4 protein-coding genes and 1 pseudogene are annotated in these 5,606 nt (G+C 70.0%); 4 read left to right on the plus strand and 1 reads right to left on the minus strand.

Going from position 1 to position 5,606, the window contains the following annotated elements; translation table 11 throughout:
- Window positions 1-57: 57 nt before the first annotated feature.
- A complete protein-coding gene (locus Q0C81_RS10435) occupies window positions 58-1,464 on the plus strand; it encodes an SDR family oxidoreductase (protein ID WP_291837259.1) in 1,407 nt (468 codons plus the stop codon).
- Between the two features lie 191 nt (window positions 1,465-1,655).
- Here Q0C81_RS10435 and Q0C81_RS10440 read toward each other — a convergent pair whose 3' ends face one another.
- Entirely contained in the window at window positions 1,656-1,985 is a 330-nt protein-coding gene (locus Q0C81_RS10440) for a hypothetical protein (RefSeq protein ID WP_291837261.1), read from the minus strand.
- 159 nt (window positions 1,986-2,144) lie between these two features.
- Between Q0C81_RS10440 and Q0C81_RS18310 the strand changes: the two are divergent.
- The 3 genes and pseudogenes from Q0C81_RS18310 to Q0C81_RS10450 all read left to right on the plus strand — a co-directional run.
- Window positions 2,145-2,669, plus strand: a pseudogene (locus tag Q0C81_RS18310) (HAD family hydrolase); the annotation flags it as partial.
- Window positions 2,670-2,804: 135 nt separating this feature from the next.
- Window positions 2,805-4,034, plus strand: a complete 1,230-nt coding sequence (serA, locus tag Q0C81_RS10445; protein WP_367117997.1) for a phosphoglycerate dehydrogenase — start codon at window positions 2,805-2,807, stop codon at window positions 4,032-4,034.
- A gap of 89 nt (window positions 4,035-4,123) precedes the next feature.
- On the plus strand, window positions 4,124-5,606 hold a 1,483-nt coding region (locus Q0C81_RS10450; protein ID WP_291837265.1), incomplete at its 3' end, for an SGNH/GDSL hydrolase family protein.

Below are 5,606 nucleotides of genomic sequence, written 5' to 3' on the forward strand. Positions count from 1 at the left end.
CCTCCCCTCCCCGGCGTCAGGCGGTATAGTCCATGCTCAACCTCAGCCGGCGGTTTCATGACCAAAGCGCACCTCAAGCCCTTGAACAAGCAGGTGATCGTCATCACCGGCGCCACCTCGGGAATCGGGCTGGCGGTGGCGCGGCGAGCGGCGAAGGCGGGGGCTAACGTCTTCCTGATCGCGCGCGGCGAAAAGGACCTGCGCGCCCTGTGCGAAGAGCTTCAGGCCACCGGCGCCCGCGCCGCCTGGGCCATCGCCGACGTGGCCGACTTCGACGCCCTGTCCGAGGCCGCGGACAAGTGCCAGCGCCTGTTCGGCGGTTTCGACACCTGGGTGAACAACGCGGGCGTCTCCATCTTCGGCCCGATCCGCGAGACCACCCTGGAGGACCAGCGGCGGCTGTTCGAGACCAACTACTGGGGCGTGGTCAACGGCTCCCTCGTCGCCGCCGAACGGCTGCGCACGCGGCCCTGGGGCGGGGCCATCATCAATGTCGGCTCCATCCTGTCGGACGCCCCCATGCCGGTGCAGGGCGTCTATTCGGCGTCCAAGCACGCGGTGAAGGGCTTCACCAACGCCCTGCGCATGGAGATCATGCGCGACCAGGCCCCGATCAGCCTGTCGCTGGTCAAGCCGGCGGCGCTGGACACGCCCTACAGCCGGCATGCGCGAAACCTGACCGGCTACGCCGTGCACAATCCCCAGCCGGTCTATGCGACCCACGTCGCCGCCGACACGGTGCTGTACTGCGCCGTCCACCCGATCCGCGAGATCACCGTGGGCGGCGGCGGGCGTCTGATCGCCAGTCTTTACAACGCCTTGCCCGGTGTCGCGGAACCTCTTCTCGCCCGGTTCGCTCCTTCATTGATGCGGGACAAGGGTTCCGCCTATGCGCCGGACGACGACGGGCTCTACGACCCGACCGAAGACGGCCTCGATGAAGAGGTTCACTATCCGATGGTTCGCCAGTTCTCCGCCCTCGCCGAAGTCCGCAAACATCCCGGCATCGCCGCCGGCGTCTTGGCGGTGCTGGCCGGCGTCGGCCTCGCCACCCTCCTGCTGAACCAGCGCACCGGCCCGACGCGGTATGAAAGCCTGCGCGGCCGCCTCAATCCGCGCGGCTGGGTCGACGCCGACGGCCTGCGCGGCCGGTTCGAGGATCTGGCCGAAAGCGTGCGTCGCGGCGTGGCCGAGGCCGGCGACCGCGCCCATGACCTCACCGACGACGCCCGCGACCGCGGCGGGCGCTGGCTGAAGCAGACGCAGAAATCCTCGCGCAAGGCGTTGAAGAAGCACGGCCGCACCGCCCGCCGCTACGCCGAGGACGCCGGCGACTACGCCAAGACCCACGCCAAGGAAGGCGGCGCCTTGATCGCCCTGGCCACCATCGCCGCCGCCATCGGCGCCGCGGCCCTGGACGCGCGCCGCCCCGACAGCCGCCTGCGCAACATCGGCCGGTTCTAGGCTGGCGCTACAAGCGGTTGGGCCGGAGCCCAGCCGGTGATTAGTGGTTAGTGATTAGTGGGTGGCCGCCGAACGGCCTGCATCAGGATGACACCCGCCCGTGGCGGCATCGAACCACTAATCACTAACCACTAATCACTTCCCAGCCGCCGTCAGGGCCGGCTGGCCGCTACCGTAACGGCAGCCGCCCCCTACGTCCGATCCTGACGCATCGGCATGCGATCCTGTCGGACATGGACCGCGATCTTCTCATCCCCAGGGATGGCCCTCCCGACATTGGGGCGATCTGTCGCTTCGCTCTGGCCGAACGGGCCGCCGCCCGTCTTCAGGGCCGCACCCGCCACGCCCGCCTGTTCCACCGCCTCGTCCAGAAATGCCTGCGCGCCCTGCGCTTCGCCGCCCGCATCGAGGCAGGGCGGGCGCACGCTCATCCGCACTCTTCGCACCCGCTTTTTTCTGACGCGCCCGAAAAAGTTCGCGGCACGGCCGCGCCCGCCGTCCCGCCCGATCCTGACCGCCATCGCACCGTCCGCGAAGGGCGACGACGACGGTGAAGCGGGGTCTGAACCGTCATTTTGATGCCTATCGTCGCCCCCGGTGCGCGCATCAACCGATGTGCGCCCTTCGCGCGCGCACTGTCCCCCGTTGCTGCAACTGCGAAGGTGAGCCAAGGTCTCGACATGGCTGACGCGACCTATGTCTTCGACTTCGATTCGACCCTCGTGCGCGTGGAGACGCTCGAGGTCCTGGCCGACATCGCGCTGGAAGGCTCGCCGGACGCCGCCGCCGTCCGCGCCGAGATCGCCCGCCTGACCGATCAGGCCATGGCGGGAGAGCTCCCCTTCGGCGAGGCCCTGCGCCGCCGCCTGGCCCTGCTGCCTCTCACCCGCGCCCATGTGCAGACCCTGGCCGACCGCATCCTCGACGAGGGCACGCCCTCGGTGCGCAAGAACCTGGCCTTCTTCCGGGGCGCGGCCGATCACATCGTCATCCTGTCGGGCGGCTTCCGCGAGATCATCGCTCCCATCGCCGAGCGGCTGGGCGTCGCGCCGGAGCGGGTGCTGTGCAACGACCTGACCTATGACGCCGACGGGCGCGTCACCGGCGTCGACGACGCCAACCCCCTGTCCCATGCCGGTGGAAAGCCGCAGGTGATCAAGGCGCTGGGCCTTCCTTCCCCCGTGGTCATGGTCGGCGACGGCTGGACCGACGCAGAGGTCAAGCAGGCCGGGGCCGCCGACCGCTTCTACGCCTATACCGAGATCGTCCGCCGCCCGACCGTCGTGGCCGTCGCCGACGCCGAGGTCGCCTCGATGGACGAGCTGCTGCACGCCGAAGGCCTGACCGGCCGCTGGTCCTATCCGCGCAGCCGCATGCGCATCCTGCTGCTCGAGACGATCCACCCCGCGGCCGTCGCGCGGCTGGAGGACGCCGGCTACACCGTCGAGACGGTCAAGGGCGCGCTGGGCGAGGATGAACTCATCGCGCGCATCAAGGGCGTCCACGTTCTGGGCATCCGCTCCAAGACCCAGGTCACGGAGCGGGTTCTGGCCGCCGCCGACCGCCTGATGGCCGTCGCCGCCTTCTGCATCGGCACCAACCAGATCGACCTGGCCGCCGCCTCGGACCACGGGGTGGCGGTGTTCAACGCCCCCTACTCCAACACCCGCTCGGTCGTGGAGCTGGCCGTCGGCGTCATGATCACCCTGATGCGCGACGTGCCGGACAAGTCCGCCGCCATGCACCGGGGCGAATGGAACAAGTCCGCCACCGGCTCGCGCGAGTTGCGCGGCAAGACCCTGGGCATCGTCGGCTACGGCGCCATCGGCAGCCAGCTGTCGGTGCTGGCCGAGGGGCTGGGCATGCGGGTCATCTTCCACGACCTGACCGAGCGGCTGGCGCTGGGCAACGCCCGGCGCATGCCCTCGCTCGACGCCCTGCTGGCCGAAAGCGACGTGGTCAGCCTTCACGTCGACGGACGCGCCGACAACGCCGACGTCATGGGCGCGGCCCAGTTCGCGAAGATGAAGCCCGGCGCCCTGCTGCTGAACCTCTCGCGCGGCCACATCGTCGACGTCGGGGCCCTGGCCCAGGCGCTCGGCTCGGGCCGCGTCGGCGGCGCGGCGGTGGATGTCTTCCCCGAAGAGCCGGCCACCAACGCCGACCCGTTCGACAGCCCCCTTCGCGGTCTGAAGAACGTCATCCTGACGCCCCACATCGGCGGCTCCACCGAGGAGGCCCAGGAGGCCATCGGCGAATTCGCCGCCGAACGGCTGCTGGCCTATCTGAACCGGGGCGACACCACCTTCTGCGTCAACCTGCCGAACGTGCAGCTGGCCGAGGTCTCGGGCGCCCACCGCATCCTGCACATCCACCGCAACCAGCCCGGCGTCCTGGCCGAGCTGAACCGCGCCGTGGCCGAGGCCGGTCTGAACATCCTGGGACAACATCTGAAGACGGACGAACGCACCGGCTACGTCATCACCGACGTGGACCGCGACTATGATCCGGACGCGGTGCAAACCCTGCGAGGTGTGGCCGGGACGCTGCGCTTCCGCATGCTCTACTGAAAGCTTCCCCAGCGGCATCTTGCGTACCCGGAAAACGGGCGCAGAGTGCGGTCAACGGTCGCACCCTGACGGCCGAGGGAGGAAAACCAATGTCTCGTTTCCTGCGTAGCGCGGCCGTCGCCGCGTTGGCGGTCGCCGCCATGGGCGCGGCCTCGGCGGCCAGCGCCCAGACCTACAACCGCCTCGTCGTCTTCGGCGACAGCCTGAGCGACAACGGCAACCTGTACGCCGTCAGCGGCGGCACCCAGCCGCTGTCCCCGCCCTATTTCCAGGGCCGCTTCTCGAACGGGCCGGTCTTCACCGAGTTGCTGGGCTTCAACGCCGGGCGCTTCACCGCCGGCGCGCCGGTGACCGGCAGCGTCAACTACGCCTTCGGCGGCGCCCGCACCGACTCGGCCGCCTCGCCCCCCGGCATGCGCAACCAGCTGCTGTCCTACACCGGCGCCGGCGGCACCTTCGGACGCAATGACCTGGTCAGCGTCCTGGGCGGCGCCAACAACATCTTCCAGGCCTTCCCCGGCGCCGCGGCCAGCCCCTCCACGGCCCAGAGCGTCATGCAGTCGGTCGCCACCTCGGCCGCCACCGACATCAACTTCATCGTCAACAGCATCGCCACCGCCGGCGCCGGCACCATCCTGGTCACCAACCTGCCGCGCCTCGGCATCACGCCGCAGTTCTCGGCGACCGGGCCCAGCGGCGCGGCCCTGGCCGACTATTCGGGGACCACGTTCAACAGCGCCCTGCTCAGCCGCCTGATGGTGACCGCGGCCGCGCAGCCGAACACCAACATCATCTTGATGGACCTGTACAAGATCAGCGATCCGCTGGCCGCCAACCCGGGCCGCTTCGGCCTGACGAACGCCACCAACAGCTGCCTCAACGGCGTGACGGTCTGCGCCAACCCGGACGGCTACCTGTACTGGGACGGCGTCCACCCGACGGCCGCCGGCCATCGTCTGATCGCCCGCCTGGCCAATGACTACCTGTACTACGGCGATCTCGGCTCTCAGGCCGCCGTGCAGGCCGAGACCGCCTTCCGCCAGCGGGAGGATCTGCTGGACCTGTCCACCGAGGCCTTCGCCGGCCGCGGCGCGTGGGAACCGGGCACCCACATGTCCTTCGGCGTCGTCGCCGACAGCGTCGAGAGCGACGCCCGCGGCTCCGTGGCCTCGTCCAAGGCCACCGGCTGGGGCGGCCGCGTCGCCATCGATCACGTGGCCTCCGAAAGCCTGCGCTTCGGCATCGCCGGAACCTTCCGGACCGCCGACGTCGAGGCCGGCGCCATGGGCTTCGACGTCGAGACCTACGCCTTCGACGCCTGGGCCGGCTGGCGGTCGGGCAACATGTTCCTCGGCGCGGCCGCGGGCGGGTCGATCGACAACTACGACGACATCACCCGCCAGACCTCGCTGGCCCCCATCGTCCACACGGGCGAGACCAACGGCGGCAGCGTCGGCGCCCGCGTCCAGGGCGGCCTGTGGTTCGACATGGGCGGCATCGCCCTGTCGCCCCGCGCGGCCGTCAGCTGGGGTTCGACCGACGTGAACGCCTATAGCGAAGAGGGCGTCGCGG

The organism is Brevundimonas sp. (genome assembly GCF_023259385.1).
GTDB lineage: Bacteria > Pseudomonadota > Alphaproteobacteria > Caulobacterales > Caulobacteraceae > Brevundimonas.

Bases quoted from the DNA above. Each gene is read 5' to 3' on its own strand.
- Q0C81_RS10435 (WP_291837259.1), top strand. From the start codon at position 58: ATGACCAAAGCGCACCTCAAGCCCTTGAACAAGCAGGTGATCGTCATC.
- Q0C81_RS10440 (WP_291837261.1), bottom strand. From the start codon at position 1,985: ATGGCGGTCAGGATCGGGCGGGACGGCGGGCGCGGCCGTGCCGCGAAC.